A 20,186-nucleotide genomic window follows, 5' to 3' on the forward strand; every position below is an offset into this window, starting at 1 on the left:
TAAATTCGCTGTTTGACGTTACGCTTCCACCGATTGGGCTACAGCCGGCAGTGTAAACATAAATTCGGTACCTACTCCCGGCTCGCTGGTTACCCATATTTTGCCGTGGCATTTTTCGACCAGATCTTTGCAAAACAGCATGCCCATGCCGGTGCCCGATTCATTTTTGGTGCCAATCTTACTGTTTACCTTGCCTTTAAACAGTTTGTCGCGCTGATCGGCAGACATGCCCACCCCGGTATCTTTTACCTTTACAATAATTCTTTTATTATCTTCTATCGTTGCCGAAATCTCTATGGTATCACCTTCTCGGCAAAATTTAAGTGCATTGGTAATCAGGTTACGAATAACAATGCGGATAGAGTTTGGATCGGCCCAGGCGGATAAATTGGCGGGGATACTATCCACCAGGGTAATACCTTTTAATTGGGCTTGCTCATGATAGCTCTCAATCTCCAAACTCACCAGCCCTTTTATCGAAAAGTTTTTTACCGATGCTTCAAAGTTTTCCATTTGGCTGTTTATCCAGAATAGCAGGGTATCAAGAAAATCAGAAGTATATTCCAGCTTTTTTAATACGCCGGGTATCATTTCCAGCAATTCTTCGTGGCTGATGCTGTCGTCCTGTAATAAACTGAAAAGCCCACGCAGTGTGCTTAATGGCGCGCGCAGGTCATGTGCTAAAATAGATATCAGCCTGTCTTTTAAAACATTTAAATCGTTTAGCTTTTCGGCCTGGTCGTCAATGTTGGCTTTTTGTTTCAATATCTCGTGGTTACGGTCTTCCAAAAGGGCGTTAATCTTTTGCTGCTTTCGTTTTTGCCGGTAATAAATACCCACAGTAACAATCATGCCCACAATGATGATAGAAAATATGGCGTTAACCAGGCGTTGGCTTTTTATTTTCTGTTGATATATCAGGTCGCGTTCGCGTTGTTGTTGGGCAAGTTGCCGTTTCTTTTCGGCAAAACTTAATTCGTAATTATATGACGTTAGCTTTTGAATGCTTTCATTATCGTTAATTTGATTTTTAAGGTTGATATACTCATTCAACATCCGGTTGGCATCCTCAAATTTGCCAAGGCCGGCCATCGCTTTGTTAAGTTGTAATGCGGAGTTTGAGCGTACCGATATATTCCCCAGTTTAATAGCCTGCGCCTGCCCATCCACGGCGTATTTATACGCATTTTTATAATCGCCCAACAAATTATAAACGGTGGCATAACCGTTTGAAGCATAGGCCTGGTTATAAACAATCTGGTATTTTGTAGCTATCCGTAATGATGTATCCAGGTATGATTTGGCAAGCGGAATTTGATTTTTATGCGCATAACACATGCCCAGATCTGTATAAACCGAACTTAGCCCGTCTTTATCATCTTGCTGTTTGGCTGTTTTTAACGATTTTAATAAATACACTATGGCCTCGTCGTACTTATGCTGGGCAAGCAGTACTTCGCCAATATTTTCATTTAGGGTGCCAACAGCCTGTTTGTTATTAGTGGCCTCAAATACCTGTATAGCCTTTTTGAAATATTCGAGGGCGTTTGGAAATACCTCCATGTTTTGCAATACCACACCAATATCATTATAAATTTCGGCCGAGGTTGTTACATAGTTGTTTTTTAACGCAATAAAAAGGCCCTTGTAGTAAAAGTCGAGCGCATTTGAAAGCTGGCCTTTGCTAAAGTATGTTATACCTATGTTTTTATAGCAATCTGTTAAGGTAGGCTCGTCCTGGTTACGCAGGCAAATCAGGCGTGCTTTATCTAAATAGCCTAACGCGAGTTTGTATTCGGCCAGTTGGTTATACATCCGCCCGTACGAAATGTAGGCCTTACTAAGGCCCTTATCGTTATGTAAGCTTTTGAATATGGCTATAGCTTCGTCGAAATTTTGTTTAGCTTGTTTGGAGTTGCCTTTAAAATAATTTACGTGCCCGGTTTCCAGCAAACCATTAGCTATACCTTCCGGATATTTAATTTTGCGCGATAGCTCAATGCTTTTTTTGCCATAATAGTAAGCGCTATCGGGGTTCGATTTAAAGTAACCCGATGCTATTTTATTGAGTTTGTTAATGGTAGCGGTATCCGGATTTTTTTGATATGCAGACGCAGGCAATAACAGGTTTTTAATGCTGTCAACTTCGGGATGTGATTTGGCAAATGCCGAAAGGCTTAAGAATATAAAAAAGACCGCCGATATTACCCCTCGTGTGCCATTGTTATCTACAATATGTTTTTTTAATCTCAAGATCAGTTAATAGTTAATGCTTTATACGAGATAAACAGCGAAATTGATTTGGTTTATTTTAATTATTAAATATAGGGTATTTTAGTAGTGGGCTTAATTAATTCCCTTTAATTAATTTTAATGCTTTAACAGGCGCTATGAAAAAGAATATCGACCTCAAATTAAATGCCGGTGAAAAGGCAATACTTAAAAGCCAAAAAATAAAGATCAATGCGTTGGCCGGTTACGCTCCTGATGAAATAGCGGCTATCCTGAAAGCATCGGCCCAAAGGAGTCAGGAAATTGCCGCGCTGATGGAATTTCAAAGCATCCCATCGTTAGGCATCAACTTTGCAACCGAACTTATTGAACAGGGGTATTATTCATTAAAGCAGCTTGAGGGAAAAGATCCGGTTGAACTGTACAATGCATTTGAAAAACATTGCGGCGCCTGGGCCGACCCCTGTGTTGAGGATTCGTACCGTTTGTTGGCCCATTATATTGTACACCGCGACGATAGCAAACGCTGGTGGCACTTCACAGCCGAACGCAAAGCCTACCGCGCCCAATACGGCTTCCCTGCCGACAGGCCAAAAAGCCCATGGTACGATTTACCACAATATCCTAAAATGAAACAGTATGCCGATAGCCTGAACAAAGATGTAACTACAGCGAAGTTATAAGTGCTTGGTTGTAAGCCTCGGAGTCGAAAGACCAGGTTTATTCCTAAAAGGACTTAGAAGCTGTCTAACAACGAAAATTATTCATTGCCGTTGACTTTAGTCAACGAAAGGAAAGGATCGTTTCTCGCTTTAGCCAAATTATTAAAGCGACTTTTGGCTAAAGCCACTCGCCTTTTAGTTATTATTCCGCTGACTAAAGTCAACGGCAATGATTTTTATAGGATACAAATAAATCATCTAATTAAATTTAAACAACTTCTTCGAACTTAAGACTTTGACTAGAGCCTATTTGTTATTTCAGGACAAGACAGTTTTGTCTTAATTCTTGACTCTTTTTTTATTTGTTGTTTTTATTTGGATTTATTCTAAATAAGGATTTACTTTGCTTTTGTTCTTAAAAAGGGAAATACGCTTCCTGCAAAGTAATTGACGTTTAAGTTGAAAAAACACTTTAAAATATAAAGCCCTGCTCTGCGATAAATGCCGCGATGGTTTTATTACAGGGCAGGCACCAATTAAATCTATCTATTTATGTGCGACGCAAAAGTATTGAGCCAGGTTGGTGCATCGGTTATAAGCCGGTGCCAGGAGTGCCGTTGTATCTTCATCTGGAATAATAACCTTATCCTGAGTTTTACGCCCGAGCAGTTTGTACAATTCCGGGATTTTACCCTTGAGCTTAATTTTGAGAATTATACCTTCCCGTTTCCCGACGGGCAGGAACGTATGGTAATGCGTACCCCGGTAAATGATGTACAGTTTACCTTCAGCAGCGATGAATGGGACGATTTTCATGCCGCCATGAACGAAGCCGTTTACATGCAGGAAGTATACAGCCTGATGGAAGGGGGGGAGTAATTTTAGATGTGCAGATTACAGATGATTTGAAAATTTGAGAATTTGAAGATTTGAAAATGAAAAAAATCGAAAATTATGAATTTACAAATCCGAAATCAAAATTAGCAAATCCGAAATCGAAATTCCGAAATCCGAAATCAAAGATTACACCAGTAAGTCCACTTAACTACCAGCTGGCGGTTTTTAACGGTATAGGGCGATGGTATGGAGTTATCCCCATAAACAATAAAAAAATCTGACGCCGGTTTGTAGCGCCACTGCAGGCGCACGTTGGTATTGATGTTTTTTACCTGGCCGTTGTATTGTACATAAGTGGTAAAATATAGGGTGTTGCTTAAGGTAATATCTGCTTTTGGGCCAATCAGCCAAAATTGGGTATCGCCATAAGGCTGGGGCAGGCGCAAATCATTAAATGAGGAGTTTACAAACAGGTTAACATAAGGCTGAAAGCGGTAGCCCAGTTGTGCAATCAGGCTGGTACGGTATCCATCGTAATAACCACCGTGCAGGCCCTCTAAAAGGTAAGTAAATAGTGCCTGCGGCTTCGATACAAACTGCATGTCAACCGTATTCCAATGATGTTGCGAGCCAATAGGCAGCGGTGTTTTGCCTGTATTGGTTGGATCAAACGGTACCAATAATTTGATATAGGTATCAATGCCCGATACCGTAAATGTACTTTTGTTACGCAGTGTCATGATATAAGCTAAGGTGCTTTCGTTATCGGTGCGCTTAAAATTCTCGTCAAAATAATAGTTGCTGGTTAGCTGGATGCCATGGATAAGCACATCGCCGCCTTTGGGAAAAAAATTATGTAATAGCAGCGGACTGATTTTATTATAGCCAACCCTGGGTACGTAGCCAACCCCCGCAGTATAGTTTTTGCCAACATACTCATCTTGCAAATAGGCCGTCCAGTATTTGCTCAGGTATTGTACGTGGGCCGCTGCCACCAGGTCGTGCCCCTTAAGGCCGGGTGTAAATGATTTTAGGCCTAAAAGCTTGCCGGTCCATAAATTGCTTGGCGAGGCCAGGTTGTACTCCACCCCAAAGTTGCGGTTATAGGCATTGCCCGGGGTTGATGTTCCTGTAGCATCCTTATTAATAAACATAAAGCCTATGTTTGAACGGCCGAAAACACGGCGCTGAAGCGTGAGCACGCCATAGTTTTGGGCAGGGGTAAGGGCATCGTTTGATGTTCCGGTTTGTATATCCATCAACCCAACACGCCAGTCTTTATCCAGTTTGCCGGTAAGCCTGGTGCCAAACCTGATGGGGGCATTAAGCCCAATCCTGCGCGAAAAAAACGGCCTTATATCGGCGTAACCGAAATTGGCAAACAAGTCGCCGTTCTCTAAAAAAAACTGCCTCTTCTCGGGAAAAAACAATTCATACCTGTTCAAATTTACCACCTGCTGGTCTACATCAACCTGCGAAAAATCGGGGTTAACGGTAAGGTCGAGGTTGAGAGACGAGGTAAGGCCTATTTTGGCATCGCCGCCTATTTCTTTTTTCCAGTCGGTTTTGGTTCCGGCTATGTAATCTTTAGATAGGCCGGTAAGCGCGTAGGGGATGAGCGAAATGTTGGTGCCGGCATCGGGCGGTAATTCGTCCCAAACCAATAGGCCTGTATACGCCAGCGACGCCGTGGGGAACTGCCTTGGCACCGGCGCCCAGCTCGATTTTTCGGTAGATATCAGGTCGTTCCGGCTAAAGTTAATGCCCCATTGGCCAACGCCTTTTTTATAGCGGATACTTTTAAAGGGGATGGCCGCTTCAAATACCCACTTATCAGGATAGTTTTTTACTACCGATATCCATTTGTTATCCCAGCTAAGGTCAACCTTGCCACCCTCGTACATGGTACCATCCCATTGAGCGCCGGCGGCGTTGGCGCCAAAGCTAAAGCCATCTGTGCGGGCGTCAAAGGGGTCGAGAAAAAATATAAAATTATCGTTTTTTTGAAAGGCGAAATCTCGCTTCAGCGATTCAACCATGTATTCGCCGGGCCCTGCGGTATAGCAAACGGCAATAATGTACAGGTTGTTGTTATCGAAGGTCATCCGCACCTCGGTATGTAATTTGGCCCGGCTGGTATCCATAGGCATCACCATAAAAAAGTTAGCAGCCGAATCGGCGCTATGCCAGGCCTCGTCCATAACCCCGTCAATAGTAATGGGTGCCGTGGTTTTACGAATGTGGTATTGAAACGCCGAATTCTTTTTTTGCGCCGATGCGGCAAATGGCACCCAACATAAAACCAACAATAGTGATATAATTTGAAAGGGCGACAGGTGTTTGCTTGGCTTCAACAGATTTTAGTTTTATTTTTTGAAATGCTTAAACACAAACCAGCCTGCATTTTATTGCAGGCTGGTATATTTTTCCGAAAGATAATAATTAAGAAAGAAGAATTAATGTAGAAATAATTTCCTTTTCAATTACCGCAAGAGCTTTCTGTCTTGACTCTTGATTCTTAACTCTTGATTCTTTTTTACAAGTTAACTACCAACGCTTTACCACTGTATTTAACCACCTTATCAGCTTTGGCTGTTATCTCCACATCTGAGCCATGTGCCCCCTTAACCAGCACAATATTAAAGGTGCGGTTTTTTAGCATCCCTGGAAAGTGGCCCTTGGTACCTGATATAGTCAGCTTATGCGCTTTATCATCCCAGTTAAAGCTGATGGTGGCAAAAGCTCCTTTTTCGTAGTTGTAATTTTCGTTCTCGTCTTCGTACAGCTTAAACGTACCATTTGCACCGGGGTATATCCTTAACTCGATATTGCTGGCTGGTTTTTCGGTAGCGTATTCCATGTGCGGGCCCATTGGGATGATAGAACCAGCTTTTACATAAAGCGGCAATATCTCGATAGGTGCGGCAGCGCTGATGGTTTGGCCACCGTCGAGCACTTCGCCAGTCCAAAAGTTGTACCATTTGGTTGCGGCAGGCAGGTAAACCTGGCGCGCTTTAGCTTTTTTATCAGCATCGGCCGATGTATACAGCTGCTCGGTAACCGGGTTAACCATAAAGGCCGGGCCAAACATATATTGGTCTGGTATGCCGTAGGCTTTTTCATCGTTCCTGAAATCAAATGTCAGGGCGCGCATCATGGTATAGTTTTCGGTAGTTACCTTGCCGGCCAGCGAGTAGATGTATGGCAGCAGGCGGTAACGCAGTTTATCAAAGTTTAACAGGATGGCTTTGGTATTGGGATCCCAGTTGTCGCTAAACAATGCACGCTCGCCTTTACCGTGGATGCGGAAGATGGGGCAAAATGCGCCAAACTGAAACCAGCGTGTAAACAGCTCGCGCTTATCCGGCTGCGACCAGTCGGCAGCTTTCCAATGGAAGTGGTAACCGCCGATATCTGATGTCCAATAGGGGATACCCGATGCGCAGGCGTTGATGCCCTGCGGCACCTGGTTTTTATAGTTCCAGAAGGTACACTCAATATCGCTTGACCATAAGGTGGCTGCATTACGCTGTTCGCCGGCAAATGATTGCCTTACCAAAAAGAAAGCGCGTTTGCCCGGAATATCCCTGCGCCAGCCTTCATAAACACCTTTGGTGTGCTGCAACGAGTAGGTATTAAAATAATCAATCCCTTTACCTATGCTAAAGTTGCTTTGGCGGCGGGCATCAAGCAAAGCGCCATTATCCGGCTCACACTGGTCAATCCACCAGGCATCAAAACCGTAGCGTTTTACCAGGCTATCGCGTGCCTGGTCCCAATACAATTCGCGGGCTTTAGGGTTGTGGGCATCGTAATAAGTATCAAAAGTGTGGGTAACCACGTTATCCCAGGTAATATCGGTTAAGCCGCCCATTTTTTCTAATGCATCATAGTTGGGGGTGCCTTTACCAAATACAGGCCATATCGAAATCATGGCATGGATGTTTGCTTTGTGCAATTCATCAACCATTTGTTTTGGGTGGGGGTAACGCTCGGGCTTCATCACGTGCGAGCCAATTGGCAATGGATCCCAGTAGTACCAGTCCTGTACAATTACGTCAACCGGGATGTGGTTATCACGATATTTATCTTTAACACTTAATATCTCCTTTTCGCTCATGTACCTGTCTTGCGATTGGAAAAGCCCGTAAGCCCATTTGCCAAACATTGGCGCACGACCGGTTGCTATACGATACGAATCGATAATATGATCGAAGGAAGGGCCGTAGAAGAAGAAGTAATCAACCTGTTTACCGCTTTCAGATACGTATTTAAATTTGGTGTTATCGGCCTCGGCACCATAAAAGTTTGATGCCGAATAGTTGTCCCAAAGCAAGCCATAGCCCTTGGTTGATAACAATACCGGGATAGCACCGGTAAGGTACTTGATTAGCAATTCCTGGTTGCGGCCTTTATAGTTAATGGATAAAGAATCTAAGGGGTGGCAACCCAAACCGTAAAGCGCTTCGTTTACCGGCGAGGTAAACTGTGTGCTTACATTATAGGTGCTGATGCCGGCAATAGTTGCAGGAGTTATCGTTTTGTTTTCGCTGTCTTCGGAAGTAATTACGTTGCCTTTTAAATCGGTATAAGTAATGGCGTTGGTGGCCTTGTTCACTATTACCTTCATTTTTGCCGTGGTGATGACTACCTCGGTTTTGGTTGCCGTTACCTGGTAGGCAGTAGGGGTTTTCCAGCTGTTAACCACCACCAGCGAAGGCTTGGTTTCAAAGGCATCAAAAATGGTATATTTTACTTCGATAATGTCGGCACTGCGCACAAGCACCTTCATCAGGCCCTTATCTAAAGAAAAGGTAACGCCATCGGGACCTTTTTTAAAGGATTTAACGGTAGCGTTTGCAGTAAGTGTGGCCATAGCGCCTGCCAGCAAGATAAACAACGCAATCGATTGTTTTATTTTTGCATTTAAGGTGGGTAACATTTTAAACATATTGAACAGCAATAAATTAGTTTATAATAAGTGTAAGAATAACACCTGTTTTGAAAACGTGAATATAGGTACTTTTTTTAATTGGAGAAAAAATATTTGCAGTGTTGCGAACACTCACCTGCCGGCCCGCTTTTAGCGGATGGCACCCTCTCTTCGCCTTTCGCCGCATATAGGGGCTTGCACGAGGGTTTAATTTGCCTGGTATGGATATTCGCTATTCAAGCTTTTACTGTCCGATTTCTTCTGCTGTTGGAAAAAATCGAACAGCGGTTATTCTTTAGCCCAAAGTCTTAAGTTCTGAGCCCCAAAAGAACAACTTTAGACTTACGACCTTGTACTGTTGATTTAATATCAGATATTTTGTTTTACTTAAAAATATTAACCACCAGGGGTGTACCACCCCGTACCAGGGTGTTTCAGGGCGTGTCAGGCCGTACCACCCCGTACCAGGGTGTTTCAGGGTGTGCCAGGCCGTACCACCCCGTATCAGGGTGTCTCGTTCGTACCGGTACAGTACACTTTGCCCTGTCCGGAATTAAACGCATCATAACGCCGACAAGATTATTGCTTCTGTAAACACCAAGTAGTCATGCATCGCAGGTTTTGTACGTTGGTTGTTTTTATGGGTTCGTAAAACGTACCGTTTAGCGCAAAGCCATAGCGCAGCAATATTTGTTCATCTACTAAAAAACGTTCAGAACCGTCGGGGAGCAAGAAACGGTTGTTATTATCAACAGGCTTCACCAGGTTTTCAATCCCGATATCCGATGCAAGCCTGGCAAAAAAGTAACCGCCGGGTTTAAGCACCCGCCAAAGCGAGTGTACCATGTTGTCGAAATGTTCGATACTTTTTGCAAAATGTAAAACCGCGCTGCAAATCACCAGGTCGAAAGTGTTATCAGGATAAGGCAGATCTTCAACACCCGATACCGCAAAGTTTGACAGGGGATTAGCCGGCGCTAACATGGCGGATAATTGCTTAACCGCATCAATAGCCGCCTCGCTTTGATCAACCCCATAAACATCAAACCCGTTTTGTAAAAAGTAAACCAGGTTTCGGCCGTTGCCACAGCCGGCATCCAATACGGTTTTGCAGTCATCAAACCGGCCTTTCAATAACTGATCGAACAGGTAAATGTCAATATTGCCAAATGTTTGCTGAAGCTGATTTTGCATGCCGAAAATTAAGAATAATATGAAAATTACCTAACTTTAATTATGGCCACAGATATGTCGATCTTTATGCAGTTTCTGCGTAGCATACTGCTCCCTTTGCCGGGTGTTACCGAGGGAATGCATTTTGAATACCCGGCCTTTTATGTAAATAAAAAGATCTTTACCAACGTAAAACCGGCGCAGGAACTGCTTGCAGTGTATACTACCGAACGTGAAAAATGGATGGCGCGCGATCCGCATACCTTCTTTATTACCCATCATTACATCAATTACAAATACATGGTGGTACGCCTTGAAACGGTATCGCCTGATGATCTTAAAACCCTGTTGATAACCGCTTATCGTGCGCGGGCAACAAAAAAACTGGTAAAAGAATACGATGTAATGATATCAGTTGGGTAATTACTCCTTTTCGCCCCAACTTGTTACCAAAACACAACGCACATTTAGCGTTAAAACAACTACTTTTGCCTACCTATTTGACTATATGATAAAATTGTACCTGAGCTGCTTTCTGACCCTTGCAATAGCTGTAAACGCCACCGCCCAAAGTAAAAAAACAATAAAAAAAGATACCACGCACCTAAAAACTGTAACTGTACACGGCTATCTTAGTGAACAGCCGGTGTTGAGTGTACCGGCTTCGGTAAGTGTATTGGGGGCTGCACAATTAAAATTACAGCCCGATAATTCATTCGTTACGGCATTAAACACCGTTCCGGGTATCAGGGCCGAGGAGCGTTCGCCCGGGAGTTACCGTTTATCCATCCGCGGAAGTTTGTTGCGGTCGCCGTTTGGGGTAAGGGATGTAAAAATTTATTTTGATGAAATTCCCTTAACGGATGCCGGGGGCAACACTTACCTGAATGCTATTGATATAGGCAGCATAGGCAGTATCGAAATTTTAAAAGGCCCGGACGGCAGCTTGTTCGGCGCCAACTCCGGCGGGGTAGTTTCGCTGAGTTCTATTAACCGCTATAATGATGGTAGTTATTTAACGGCGGGCGTTAATACCGGCAGCTATGGCTTGTTCCACGAAAAGGTTACACTTCAGCAGCGTTCGGGGGCAAATCTGTTTAATATCAGCCAAAGTTTTCAAACCTATCATGGTTACAGACAGCATAGTGATATGCATCGTAATTACATTCAACTGGCCGATAAATGGAACTATAGTGGTAAAAATGAATTAAAAGTGCTGGGGCTATATTCCAACCTGGCCTACCAAACGCCCGGCGGCTTAAACCTGGCGCAGTTTACAGCCAACCCAACACTGGCGCGGCAGCCAACTGCAACTTTACCCGGAGCTATACAACAGCAAATTGGTATCACCACTAAAATGTATTTAGGCGGATTGACTAACGAATACCATTTAAGCGACAGGATCAGGAACGTGCTGTCTGTTTTTGGCAGCCATGTTGATTTTGCCAACCCATTTATTACCAATTATGAGCAACGTAAGGAAAATACTTATGGATTGCGCACTTATTTTGAATTGGCCGGCAATCACCAGGAAAACCTGGATTGGAAAGCCGATTTAGGAATTGAGTGGCAGCAAACCAATTCGCTGATTAGCAATTATGGCAATAAAAAAGGCGTAAAGGACACCACCCAAACCAGCGATAATATCCACACCAACCAGCATTTTATCTTCGGGCGCTATTCGGCAGACCTATTTAAACGCCTCCATGCGGAAGCCGCGCTGAGCTTGAATTGGTACGACTATGATTTTAAAAATATTTACCCGCTTAACCAAAGCGGTTTTACCAACCGCAATTTTACGCCGCAGTTAATGCCAAGGCTTGCCTTAAGCTACCAGCTTACCAATAACTTTATCTGGCGGGCGTCGGTAAGCCGCGGCTACTCTACACCAACCACTGCCGAGGTGCGGCCTACTGATAATATTGTAAATACCAGCCTGCAGGCACAAACCGGCTGGAACTACGAGACCGGTTTCCGCCTGCGCAACCAGGACGAGACTTTGCTGCTCGACGCTTCGGTATTTTATTACCGCATCAGCAATGCCATTGTGCGCCGTTTAAATGCCGACGAAACCGAGCACTATATCAATGCCGGCGGCACCAATCAGCCAGGTTTTGAATTATCGTTTACAGATTGGATTATCCGCCAGAATAGTACACATTTTATCCGTGGCCTTCAGTTTAATGAATCATATACTTACAGCGGGTTTACTTTTCGCGATTATACGGCTACCAGCACCAGCTATTCGGGCAATAGGCTAACGGGTGTGCCCAGGCATGTGTTTGTATCCAGCCTGCAACTCAAATTCCCGGCAGATCTTTCGTTGTTTGCACAGCATAACTACACTTCAAAAATTCCGCTCAACGATGCCAATACAATATATGCCGGGCATTATAACCTGTTACAAGCCAGGGTTAGCTGGCAACCAACAATCGGGCATAAAACACGATTGGAGATTTTTGCTGCCGCGGATAACATCCTGAACCAAAAATACAGCCTTGGTAATGATTTAAATGCAGTAGGCAACAGGTATTATAACGCTTCGCCTTTAAGGAATTATAATGTGGGGATGAATGTGAGGTTGTAAGGGGGTTTGATTTTAAAAACAATTCATCTTAAACTCTTTTAGTGTTGCTATTTTCAAACCTGCAAATTGAACTTTAATCTTACTTAAATCTATAAACCCCGGTTATTGCCGCCCATTGGTGCGAATGTATCATCGTTTTAACTTCGCGGGTGTGGAAAATAGCGGCAACATCAAAAGTGAAACGGGTAAAGCTAAAACCTACGCCAAATTGCTGGCTAAAAACAAAGGGCTTTTTGGTCCCGGTAATTTCCAGGCTATTAGGGTCGTGGCTGCTAAAAAGGCCGCCTTGTACGGTGGCATCGTAAACTATGGCGTTTATTTGCGGTTTGTAGTAAAAAAATAACTCTTGCTTGTGCAGTAAATTGCTTTGAGGAGTTAACGAGGCCGTGCTTTGCGTACTTATTGAACTGAATAGCTGGTTAAAGTTGCCCAGGCGAAACAGCGGCCCTAATCCGGCCCCGGTAAAGCCGGTACCTAAATTGGCATAGCTGGCCAGGCTTACATCTGCCCATGACGCACGGGCAAGCAGCTTGTTATATTCGGCAGATAAATTAAGCTCAACATCATTCCTGATCTGGTATTGCCAGCCGTTCAATGTGTAAAAGCCAAATGTGTTATGAATAAGTTTTTGAATAGGTTCGCCGCCGGCAGCGGGGCCAACCAGCCCTATTTGGGCACCAAGCTTAAGCGTGCTTTCGTTTTTATATAATAGGTTTAAGGTACCGCCAATGTATGTGTATGCGGCAAAAGGCCTGTCAACATCACCCGCGTCCCTAACGTAACCCGATTGTGGATTAAACATCTTTTGCCCTAATTCGATGCCCAAAATTTTGTTTTGAAGGTTCCCTGATTCTGCAACTTTTAAGGCCTTACGGTAATAAAAAAAAATACCATTGGTGTAATACCTGTCAGACCCCTGGCCCAGGTACGAGTCGTTATCAGTTTGGATGCCAAATTCCTGGCTATGTTGCTGGGCAAATAATGTGGTACAGCCCAACAGGCATACCAGCGTAAAAAAAAGCTTGTTTAGCATTTAGTATGAATATTTCTGCGGCCAATATATAAATTTTGAGTGGTTTAAATCATAGTTCATCGTATTATGAAAAATGTTGTAAACAATTGTAAATAGGTGAGAAATCAAAATTAAAACGTTGAAAGAAAATCGGTAAAAAAAAGATTGCCAGGGCGGTTCGGTTGTGCCAGGCTGGCGGCTGTGGGACATTTTTATATCCAAATTTTATTGCTTTGAAAAGGGTTTATTTATATAAACTTAATGTATTTTACAAATAAGAAAATAAAACTTATCTGAGTAAAAGTTGTTGCCTATAAAAACATAAATAAATCACTACTATGAAAAAGTTAAGTTTAATGGCGATGATGGCAATTGCTGCCTTATCATTCCAATCATGCGGCGGTGCCAAAGACAGTAAAGATGCTGCCGACAGTACCAATGCCGTTAAAGACACATCAACAATGGCGGTTAACGATACTACCGGCGTAACCGGCGCAAAAGGCATTGCTGTTGATAAAGATGATGCAAAATTTGCTGTTGACGCTGCCAACGGTGGTATGACCGAAGTTGCGGCAGGTAAAGTTGCCGAAACCAAAGCCTTAAATCAAAAAGTTAAAGATTTTGCTGCGATGATGGTGGCCGATCATGGCAAAGCAAACGAGGAATTGATGGCTATTGCCAAAACCAAAAACATTACATTGCCAGCCGCACCAAGCGAAGAAAAGCAAAAGGAGTTGGCCGATCTTTCAAAAAAATCGGCCAGCGATTTTGACAAAGCTTACGTAGATGCCATGGTTGACGGGCACAAAAAAACAATATCGATGTTTGAAGATGCTGCCAAAAACTGTAAAGACGCAGATTTGAAGGCTTTTGCCGAAAAAACTTTACCTACTATAAAAGGCCACCTTGCCGAAATAGAGGCGATAAAAAAAGGCATGAAATAATTAATGCTGATTTTGTAACAATGGAAGGGAGGTAATTTTACCTCCTTTTCTGTTTTTATACCTATTTTAGGGCTTAACAACAGATTAGCCCCTATGAAAAAAGTCTACCTGCTCTTTTTTGCCTTACTGATTTTTGTTTTGAATGTTAAAGCCCAACAAACTGATGAGATTGATGCCAAAACAAAAGGCTTTACCAAATACACCGGTTATTTTAACTTCTATTGGGATGAGAAAACCGGGAAGATTTTTTTAGAGATAGATAAATTCGATCAGGAATTTCTTTACGTAAACTCGATGCCAGCGGGTGTAGGGTCAAATGATCTGGGTTTGGATAGGGGGCAAATTGGTGGCAGTCGCATTGTGAAATTCATAAAAAGCGGTCCTAAGGTATTATTGATGCAGCCCAATTACAGCTACCGGGCTGTCAGCAATAATGCCGAAGAAAGAAAATCTGTAGAAGAAGCCTTTGCCCAATCGGCTATTTGGGGTGCCACGGTTGTGGCCCGGGATGGGGATAGGGTTTTGGTTGATTTTACGCCTTTTTTGTTACGCGATAGCCATAAGATTGCCGATAGATTGAATAACAATAACCAGGGTAGTTTTAGCTTTGACGATAGCCGGTCGGCAGTATATTTACCCAATACAAAAAGCTTTCCTGATAATTCGGAATTTGAGGCCACTATTACCCTGGCCGGAAAAGGCAAAGGTTACGAGATTAGCTCGGTGACGCCCGACCCTAATGCTGTTACAGTAAGGATGCACCAATCCTTTATAAAACTACCTGATGAGGGTTATAAAAAACGAAACTTCGACCCACGATCCGGCTATTACGATGTGGACTATATGGATTATGCTACGCCTATTGATGAGCCTATTATGAAACGGATGCTTGCCCGCCACCGGTTGGAGAAAAAAGACCCGACAGCGGCTATTAGTGAACCCATAAAGCCCATTATATATTATGTTGACCGTGGGGCGCCCGAACTTGTGCGTAACGCCCTGATTGAAGGAGCCGGCTGGTGGAACCAGGCCTTTGAGGCTGCCGGTTATAAAAACGCTTTCCAGGTTAAACTGCTGCCCGAGGATGCCGACCCAATGGACATCCGTTATAATATTATCCAATGGATTCACCGCTCAACCAGGGGATGGTCATACGGTGCATCAATTGATGATCCGCGTACAGGCGAAATAATTAAAGGCCAGGTTTCCCTTGGCTCCCTGCGCGACAGGCAGGATTTCCTGATTGCCGAAGGATTGGTTCAGCCTTATGAAGATGGCAAACCAACAAGCGATAAAATGATGAAAATGGCCCTTGCCCGTTTAAGGCAATTGGCGGCCCATGAGGTTGGCCATACCCTGGGCTTGCAGCATAATTTTACTGCCAGTGTAAACGGCCGGGCATCGGTAATGGATTATCCGCCACCGGTTATCAGCCTGAATGCTGATGGCACTATCGACCTCAGTAAAGCTTATCGCACCGAAATTGGTGAATATGATAAACGTGCCATCCTTTATGGTTACCAGGATTTTGCTAAAGGTACCAATGAGGATGAGGCTTTAAAAGGCATCATTACCGAAACCATTAAACAAGGCTTTTTATTTATATCTGATGATGATGCCCGCCCGGCCGGCAGCGCTCACCCACAAGCCCATTTATGGGATAGCGGTACCAATGCTGCCGATGAACTGAACCGCCTGATGGTTTTACGCAAACATGTGCTGGATAATTTTTCGGAAAAAGCCATTCGCCAGGACGCGCCAATGGCTACGCTGGAAGAGGTATTGGTGCCGATGTACCTGATTCACCGTTTCCAGGCCGAGGCTGCTTCGAAAATGTTGGGCGGGTTGTATTATACCTTCGCTTTAAAAAACGATGGGCAAACCATTACTAAATTTGTGCCTCCCGCCGAGCAATGGAAGGCTTTTAATGCGCTGATGGGCACCATCAGCCCCGATGCATTGGCACTGCCCGAAAAGTTGATAGAGAAAATACCACCGCGACCAATTGGTTATCCGCGTACAAGGGAAACCTTTAAATCGCATACCGGCCTCACTTTTGATCCGCTGGCCGCTGCAGAATCTGCCGCTGCTGCAACCTTATCGTTCATGTTACAGCCCGAGCGCGCCGCCAGGCTGGTTGAATACCAATCGCGCGATAATACCCAGCCGGGCCTTTTACCTGTTTTGAATAAGCTGGTAGCCCAAACCTGGAAAGCCCCGCAACCGGCAGGCTATAAAGGCGAGTTGCAACGCCTGGTAAATAACCTTGCCCTTAGGCAGATACTGACCCTGGCAGCCACAACCAGCGCCCCCGAAAGCGTGCGCGGTATTGCGTTACTACAGATAGATGACCTTAAAAAATGGATGAAAACAGCGGCGCTTACTGCTGCCGGCAGCAGTAAAGCTAATTTGCTGTTCGGTTTATCACAAATCAATGAGTTTGAAAAAAATCCCGATAAGTTTCAACCCGCACCAATGTTGAATATGCCGGATGGATCGCCGATTGGGATGGATGGGGATGAATAAAAATCTATCATTTACGACCCGTATTTGTAGAGACGCAATACTTTGCGTCTCCCGCATGCAAATCAATCATGCAAATTCCCGGATTTTCAAATGCATCTCAACTATCGAGCGTTGAAAATTCGGGCCTAAACGCGGGAGACGCAAAGTATTGCGTCTCTACATTGGGAAATAATTATCTTCATTATCGCCTTTGGCCAACCAATCTGTCAGGTTATTGAATATATATGCCCTTACATTTTGGTATTCCTTTTCATTGCGAATCACCCTATCAAAATACCGTGGCTGCCACGCAAAATCTATCTCGTTGATTGTAGCATATGTTTTAACTGATGCTTTATAACCACGCATTGCCGATGCTAAATTTTGGCTTTGCGCGCCAAATTTATTGACCTGCCAATCAACTTTATCAGGTTTGTTTATAAAAATAATGCCGTGTAAATGATTCGGCATCAACACAAATTCATCCAGTTCGATAAAAGGATGAAGAATTGGAATATTCGCCCAGTTTTTAGAAGCCACCTCTCCAATCGGTGTCATTTTTAAAGCTACTGCCGAATTCGGTTCACTAATAACGTCGCCAAAATAATGAACTCTGTTTTTTGTGCATATCGTTACATAATACAAGCCATTTGATCCGTAATCCCATCCAGAAAGACGGGTTGCCGGAATACGATATCTATTGTTAAATTTTTCATCCATCTAAAATAAATATGGCAAATTTTTGATAGAAAGACAACATTGGCCGCTGTGATTATGGACGTTTTACATACATCATCAAATCTCTGGATGAGATAATTCAAATCTTCAATTCAAACAAATCCTATCATCATCTCCTCCTTTACAAAATCAACAACCTTATCATTCACCCCTCTCTCAAATCCATGCCAAACAATACTCAGTTTATCAAACCTCGAAAAAAATGTTCCCTCAACTGCCGATAAGGTGACGCTTTTTTTCTTCGGATCAAACCTAATGGTCCTCTTATAATAAGCCCCCTGTTCATAATTATAAGACAACCCGTCATCTTCATAATACAAAAACTCACTGGTTTTTTTGCCATTCCAAATGTGGAGTAGCAGTATGCCATCGCCTTTAGCGGCTGTACTTTGCGTTACGCTTTGCATTGGTATAATAGCGCCTGCTTTTACAAATACAGGCAAATCGGTTAAAGGCGAGGCTACATTTACAATTTTACCACCTTTGAGTTTTTCGCCGGTACTTAAGCGGTACCAATCGCCTTTGGGCAGGTAAACATCGATTGTAAGTTTATCGCTTTCAACCGGCGCAACCAACAATGCATCGCCAAACATAAACTGGTTTTGGAAGCGTTCGAAATATACTTTTTCGTCAAAAGAATATTCAATGGCCAGCGTGCGGCTAATGGGTAAGCCTGTTTGTGTGGATTGATGAAAGGCCGAATAAATATAGGGCAACAGCTTATATCGTTGTTCAATATCTTTTTTGATGAGCTGCTCGTTGACATCTCCCCATTCCCATGGCTCGCGCATTTTGCTGCCCTGGATAGCGTGGTTTCGAAACATTGGCGTATAAACTCCTAACGAATTCCAGCGTACCATTAGCTCAGGCGTCGGGTTGGCGCTAAAGCCACCGATATCTACGCCGGTAAAAGATATGCCGGTTATACCAAGGCTGTTTACTAAACGCTGCCCCAAAAGCATGTGCTCATCAGTGCCGGTGTTATCGCCCGTCCACACGGCCGAATAGCGCTGTGTGCCGGCGTATGCGGCCCGGGTGAGTACAAATGGTCGTTTGTTATTCAGGATTTTTCTTGTGCCCTCGTATGTAGCCCTGGCCATTTGCATGCCATAAGCATTGCGCACTTCGGGCATATATTTATCTCCAAATTTTACCATCCACGGGATGTTTTGCCCCCAGGCTGCCGGTTCGTTCATATCGTTCCAAAAACCATCTACGCCAACATCTGTCAAAGCGGTAAACGCTGCGCCCCACCACTCCCGCACATCATCCCTGAAAAAATCGGGAAAGTGACAGCGGCCCGGCCAAACATACCCTGTATAATTTTCGCCATCGGGATATTTGGCAAAGTAGTCGTTAGCTACTCCTTCATCGTATTGCTTGTAGCCGTCTTCAATCTTTATTCCCGGATCAACTATCGTAACCAAATGAAAACCCATCGCCTTTAGCTCGTTCATTATGGCCCACGGATTAGCAAAGGTTTTCTTATTCCAGGTAAAAATTTTGAAACCCTCCATATAATCAATGTCGCAATACATCACGTCGGCCGGGATCTTCTTTTTGCGGAAGGTTTTGGCAATTTTTAATACTTCTTTGGCGCTCATATAGCTCCAGCGGCATTGCTGGTAACCAAGGCTCCACAGCGGCGGCATTTCCATGCGGCCAGTGAGCCAGGTATAATCTTCAATAATTTTGGCTACGCCCTGTGCGCCAAAAAAATAATAGTTCATATCGCCGCCATCGGCACCAAACCAGCTCATTTCATCGTCGGTGGTAGCGCCAAAGTCGAAATAGCTTTTGTGGGTATTGTCCAGAAACAGACCATAGGTTAGCCCGCTATGCAGGCCTATAAAAAACGGAAATGTTTTATATAAAGGGTCGCTTTTGTTGTTGTAGTCAACCGCATCGGTATTCCAGTTAACATACGATGTTCCGCGCCGGTTAAGGTTGCCGGCTTTCTCGCCCAGTCCAATAAATTTTTCATCGGCATATAATTTACGATAGGTAATTACGCGCTCGCCCTGCCAGTTGGTGCCAAAACGACTATCGTCTTCGCTTAGGGGTTTGCCGTCAGCCGTAGAAAAGTTAAACCTCAAGGGTGATTTATTGATGCTGAGTTTTAATGCCGGGGTGTTGATTTCGATTGCATCAGCTGATTCATCAAATTCAAATTTGCCGATAGGTTGTTGTATAACAGCATAAGAACTATCCGGGGCACTATGCCTTCTACTGATATTAACCCGGATGATTGTCGGGCTGTATACACATACCCTTGCTTCTGCTTTTATCGTTTTAATAGTTAGCAGGCCGCCCTGTTGTTTAAAACTTTTTACGTTCCCTAATATTTCTACTTCCATATGGTAACATGCCGGCGCGATTGATAGCAGGGCACAAAAAAGCAACGCCATTAAGTTTCAATGGTTTTTATAAATGTAAATCAGTATCGTGTCAACGATAAATTGACGGATAGTCTTCAGCCCAAAGTCTTAAGTTCTAAGCCCAAAAAAGAAAAAAACAACTTTAGACTTACGACTTAGTACTATCGACTTAGCACAAGCCAATT

Annotated in this window: 13 protein-coding genes; 6 read left to right on the plus strand and 7 right to left on the minus strand. The window is 43.7% G+C overall.

What is annotated here, in order from left to right:
* Window positions 1-18: 18 nt before the first annotated feature.
* Window positions 19-2,253, minus strand: coding sequence for a tetratricopeptide repeat protein (locus ACFGVS_RS26485; protein WP_439696258.1), 2,235 nt, complete (start codon window positions 2,251-2,253; stop codon window positions 19-21).
* A 137-nt stretch (window positions 2,254-2,390) separates the two neighbouring features.
* Between ACFGVS_RS26485 and ACFGVS_RS26490 the strand changes: the two genes are divergently transcribed.
* Both ACFGVS_RS26490 and ACFGVS_RS26495 read left to right on the plus strand, forming a co-directional pair.
* Window positions 2,391-2,915 carry a helix-hairpin-helix domain-containing protein gene (locus ACFGVS_RS26490; protein ID WP_439696259.1) on the plus strand — a complete coding sequence of 175 codons (525 nt, stop codon included), beginning with the start codon at window positions 2,391-2,393 and terminating at the stop codon, window positions 2,913-2,915.
* A 531-nt stretch (window positions 2,916-3,446) separates the two neighbouring features.
* Window positions 3,447-3,773: a DUF6686 family protein gene (locus ACFGVS_RS26495; RefSeq protein ID WP_439696260.1), complete on the plus strand. Its 327-nt coding sequence runs from the start codon at window positions 3,447-3,449 to the stop codon at window positions 3,771-3,773.
* 137 nt (window positions 3,774-3,910) lie between these two features.
* Here the strand turns inward: ACFGVS_RS26495 and ACFGVS_RS26500 are convergent, their stop codons facing one another.
* From ACFGVS_RS26500 to ACFGVS_RS26510, 3 genes are all read right to left on the minus strand, one after another.
* Window positions 3,911-6,085: a DUF5916 domain-containing protein gene (locus tag ACFGVS_RS26500; protein WP_439696261.1), complete on the minus strand. Its 2,175-nt coding sequence runs from the start codon at window positions 6,083-6,085 to the stop codon at window positions 3,911-3,913.
* Between the two features lie 182 nt (window positions 6,086-6,267).
* Window positions 6,268-8,673 (minus strand): glycoside hydrolase family 31 protein, encoded by a 2,406-nt coding sequence (locus tag ACFGVS_RS26505; protein ID WP_439696262.1) that lies wholly within the window; start codon window positions 8,671-8,673, stop codon window positions 6,268-6,270.
* A gap of 570 nt (window positions 8,674-9,243) precedes the next feature.
* On the minus strand, window positions 9,244-9,858 hold the full coding sequence (locus ACFGVS_RS26510; RefSeq protein WP_439696263.1) for a class I SAM-dependent methyltransferase: 615 nt from the start codon (window positions 9,856-9,858) through the stop codon (window positions 9,244-9,246).
* 42 nt (window positions 9,859-9,900) lie between these two features.
* Between ACFGVS_RS26510 and ACFGVS_RS26515 the strand changes: the two genes are divergently transcribed.
* Together ACFGVS_RS26515 and ACFGVS_RS26520 are read left to right on the plus strand one after the other, a co-directional pair.
* Window positions 9,901-10,260, plus strand: a complete 360-nt coding sequence (locus ACFGVS_RS26515) for an MmcQ/YjbR family DNA-binding protein (RefSeq protein WP_439696264.1) — start codon at window positions 9,901-9,903, stop codon at window positions 10,258-10,260.
* A gap of 85 nt (window positions 10,261-10,345) precedes the next feature.
* Window positions 10,346-12,424 (plus strand): TonB-dependent receptor, encoded by a 2,079-nt coding sequence (locus ACFGVS_RS26520; protein WP_439696265.1) that lies wholly within the window; start codon window positions 10,346-10,348, stop codon window positions 12,422-12,424.
* A 79-nt stretch (window positions 12,425-12,503) separates the two neighbouring features.
* Here ACFGVS_RS26520 and ACFGVS_RS26525 read toward each other — a convergent pair whose 3' ends face one another.
* Window positions 12,504-13,457, minus strand: coding sequence for a lipid A deacylase LpxR family protein (locus ACFGVS_RS26525; protein WP_439696266.1), 954 nt, complete (start codon window positions 13,455-13,457; stop codon window positions 12,504-12,506).
* Window positions 13,458-13,774: 317 nt separating this feature from the next.
* Between ACFGVS_RS26525 and ACFGVS_RS26530 the strand changes: the two genes are divergently transcribed.
* Both ACFGVS_RS26530 and ACFGVS_RS26535 read left to right on the plus strand, forming a co-directional pair.
* Window positions 13,775-14,380 (plus strand): DUF4142 domain-containing protein, encoded by a 606-nt coding sequence (locus tag ACFGVS_RS26530; RefSeq protein WP_439696267.1) that lies wholly within the window; start codon window positions 13,775-13,777, stop codon window positions 14,378-14,380.
* A 93-nt stretch (window positions 14,381-14,473) separates the two neighbouring features.
* On the plus strand, window positions 14,474-16,906 hold the full coding sequence (locus tag ACFGVS_RS26535; protein ID WP_439696268.1) for a zinc-dependent metalloprotease: 2,433 nt from the start codon (window positions 14,474-14,476) through the stop codon (window positions 16,904-16,906).
* A 156-nt stretch (window positions 16,907-17,062) separates the two neighbouring features.
* Here ACFGVS_RS26535 and ACFGVS_RS26540 read toward each other — a convergent pair whose 3' ends face one another.
* Complete coding sequence (locus ACFGVS_RS26540; RefSeq protein ID WP_439696269.1) at window positions 17,063-17,605, minus strand: transposase; 543 nt, start codon at window positions 17,603-17,605, stop codon at window positions 17,063-17,065.
* Window positions 17,606-17,715: 110 nt separating this feature from the next.
* A complete protein-coding gene (locus ACFGVS_RS26545; protein WP_439696270.1) occupies window positions 17,716-20,031 on the minus strand; it encodes a glycoside hydrolase family 31 protein in 2,316 nt (771 codons plus the stop codon).
* Window positions 20,032-20,186 lie beyond the last annotated feature (155 nt).

This window comes from Mucilaginibacter sediminis (genome assembly GCF_051903035.1).
GTDB lineage: Bacteria > Bacteroidota > Bacteroidia > Sphingobacteriales > Sphingobacteriaceae > Mucilaginibacter.